Genomic DNA, 2,652 nt, shown 5'->3' with positions numbered 1-2,652 from the left:
ATTACGATTATTATAAATGCTCTATAGCAAATACAGACTCACATCTATCACTTAATGTGTAATTTTTACACATCTAGAGGTATCGCCAACATTTTAGAAAAAACACGCTAAGCAAAAATATAATAGGCTGTCCATATGGACAGCTTATTTACATAATTTTCGTTATCAGAAGTAAAATTTAACTCGAAAATATCTAATTTTATCAGTTGTTGAATGTCTGAAAAAAATCAAACCAATGATATTGTTGAGATCCTTTGGTAACTTCTTGCTGTGATAACTATCATAGTGACTTTTTCTCCAGCAACCACTATTAGTGGCTAATTACCATAAGGACTTATTTTTGAAATTTGCTATTTTTTAGAAAGTATGTTAATTTAAGAAAGACCTATTTTTGTTCGGTTTGAGATTAAGAATAAATTTTGTTTTTCGTCTAAGGTATTTGAGCAAGGGTAGTAACATATGTGTGGGTATCCATACTAGGAGGCAACAATTATGGAACAAGGTAAAGTAAAATGGTTTAATGCAGACAAAGGTTTTGGATTCATCGAGCGTGCAGATGGAGAAGACGTATTCGTACATTTCTCAGCTATCCAAATCGACGGTTTCAAATCTTTAGACGAAGGACAAAGTGTAACGTTTGAAGTAGAACAAGGACAACGTGGCCTACAAGCTACTAATGTTCAAAAAGCTTAATATTAGCTGATGAAAGACCCTCTTGTAGGGTCTTTTTTTTGATTTTTTTACAATATTCCGAATACCAAAAAACGGACTATATATAGTCGTAGGATTTCCAATCTTATTTGTTGGTGGACTTTTGATTGTGCATCTATTTCAAAATAAGAATGAAAATGGAAAATAACTTTGTTTGATTGTATATCTTATACACGTCTAGTTAACATAACGCCCTATTATCAGTAGTCAACGATGTTTAAAATTTGTTTTTGTGAATACAGCTCACTTTTTTCGTTTTATAATATTTTAAGTTGCTGGCGATGGGGTACCGCCAGCATTTTTGAAAAAAACCACGCTAAGCAAAAAATACAATAAGCTACCCATATGGACAGCTTATTGTATTTCTTGCTTAGCGGAAGTCATTTTAAAATTCTATGTGTCGATTTTTTCTTTGCCCTTACGGATAAACCACCATATCAAAGCCACAAATAGCACGAAAAGCGGTATTGTCTGAATGTAGAAAAATCCTTTCCAAAAATAAAATGGATTATTATATGTAAATTCTGTTGACGCCTCATGTGTATAAGAAACAAACGAACCTACCAAACAAGAAATTGGAATTGTAAGTACATTTATGGCTAAACAGATCACTATCAATGATAGATTTTTTGCCTTAATTTTTGGTGAAACAGATATGAAAAATAAAAATATTGAAGTACCGGATATAAGAAAAAATGGTATTACATAAAAAATTAACATAATATACCTCCATGATTTTGATTGTACCATCAATAAAAAAAAGAAGGAATCCAACACTCACAAGAGAAACTCTTTTTATCCTATCAATCTATACAATTTTTTATACATTCCTAATCTAGCTCTATTTTAGATTTCGCATTTATTAATGAATTAGTTAAAAAACTGTACAAAATCTCGGATATCCTTACCATACTTTTTTCGAAATACTATTATTAACATATTAATAGCAAGGGAATGCTTGTAGACTAATCTATACTTCATTACCTAATTCTAAAAAACACGATCGTCTATTACGGGCGATCACGTTTCTTAGAACATAAACAAAAGATACAAAGTGCAACAAAAAATATAGGTAACAAAATTATAAGCGAAATTCTTACGATAGAATCCTCATAAAACAGGTATCGAATCATCGGGATATCCCAATATGAAACTTTTAAAACTGCAACTGTATTTTCTCTTGATGTTTCATTTATTGTTGTACCTATAACTTTTCCGTATACAGTAAATTCTCCGATATAAGCTGGATCATCAACATGACCGAACGGTGTGTCACCTTCAAGCACAATGTCTGTAGATTTCACATTAGGATATATATCTTTAATTTTTTCTTTTAATATAACTAAATCACTTTTACTTATTTTTTGAGGTGCTCCCGTAGTTGCTTGTGCATATACCTGTAATTTTATGTCATCTTTTTGGATAGCTGACCTACCTACTATTCTACTTGGAGAAAATATAAGTACTATCACATACAAAATAAAAAACATTACAAAAACTTTAGAGAATTTTTTTAACTTGTCCAATTATCGCACCACCAAGATATACTAATTAATTTCATAGAAAAATATTAAATTTAATTCAAGATTACTCTTACTAATATTATATTAAAAACACAACATAATAATAGCAAGGGAATGCTTGTAGACTGATCTATACTGCATTACCTTCTTATCTTTCTATATTAATTTTCTATCTAAAGAATCCTCAAAACAAAATAACCGGTTCTAGTGCAAATAAAGGATACATTCCAAAACACAATGAGGATTCCTACCGGAATCGTTCTTTACGCTGTTAATCCAAATAATTGATGAATGAATTGTTTTTGATTTTGAACAGACTGATCCCGTAAATCAATCTGTTCTTTTTTTATCATATGCATGGCTTCTACTCCTGCAAGAATAAATGTAGCTGTGCGAAAAGATTTAAGTCCTAACATAG

Annotated in this window: 3 protein-coding genes and 1 pseudogene; 1 reads left to right on the top strand and 3 read right to left on the bottom strand. The window is 30.6% G+C overall.

Going from position 1 to position 2,652, the window contains the following annotated elements; genetic code table 11:
- Positions 1–492 precede the first annotated feature (492 nt).
- Positions 493–693, top strand: a complete 201-nt coding sequence (locus ACFVQC_RS30085) for a cold-shock protein (RefSeq protein ID WP_201040154.1) — start codon at positions 493–495, stop codon at positions 691–693.
- 411 nt (positions 694–1,104) lie between these two features.
- Here the strand turns inward: ACFVQC_RS30085 and ACFVQC_RS30080 are convergent, their stop codons facing one another.
- From ACFVQC_RS30080 to ACFVQC_RS30070, 3 genes and pseudogenes are all read right to left on the bottom strand, one after another.
- A complete protein-coding gene (locus tag ACFVQC_RS30080; RefSeq protein WP_377900176.1) occupies positions 1,105–1,431 on the bottom strand; it encodes a hypothetical protein in 327 nt (108 codons plus the stop codon).
- A 290-nt stretch (positions 1,432–1,721) separates the two neighbouring features.
- The gene (locus tag ACFVQC_RS30075; RefSeq protein WP_377900175.1) at positions 1,722–2,237 is read right to left on the bottom strand and encodes a transposase; all 516 of its coding nucleotides are present in this window, start codon (positions 2,235–2,237) and stop codon (positions 1,722–1,724) included.
- A gap of 260 nt (positions 2,238–2,497) precedes the next feature.
- Positions 2,498–2,652: pseudogene (locus ACFVQC_RS30070) on the bottom strand (IS6 family transposase); the annotation flags it as partial.

Origin of the sequence: Bacillus sp. NPDC057893 (assembly GCF_042796455.1) — a bacterium.
In the GTDB taxonomy this organism is placed as follows: Bacteria; Bacillota; Bacilli; order Bacillales; family Bacillaceae_G; genus Bacillus_A.
The sequence above is the reverse complement of the archived record's forward strand: the minus strand, read 5'-3'. Positions and strand labels throughout refer to the sequence as shown.

Coding starts and splice junctions, on each gene's coding strand:
- ACFVQC_RS30080 (WP_377900176.1), bottom strand. CDS start 1,431: ATGTTAATTTTTTATGTAATACCATTTTTTCTTATATCCGGTACTTCA.
- ACFVQC_RS30085 (WP_201040154.1), top strand. CDS start 493: ATGGAACAAGGTAAAGTAAAATGGTTTAATGCAGACAAAGGTTTTGGA.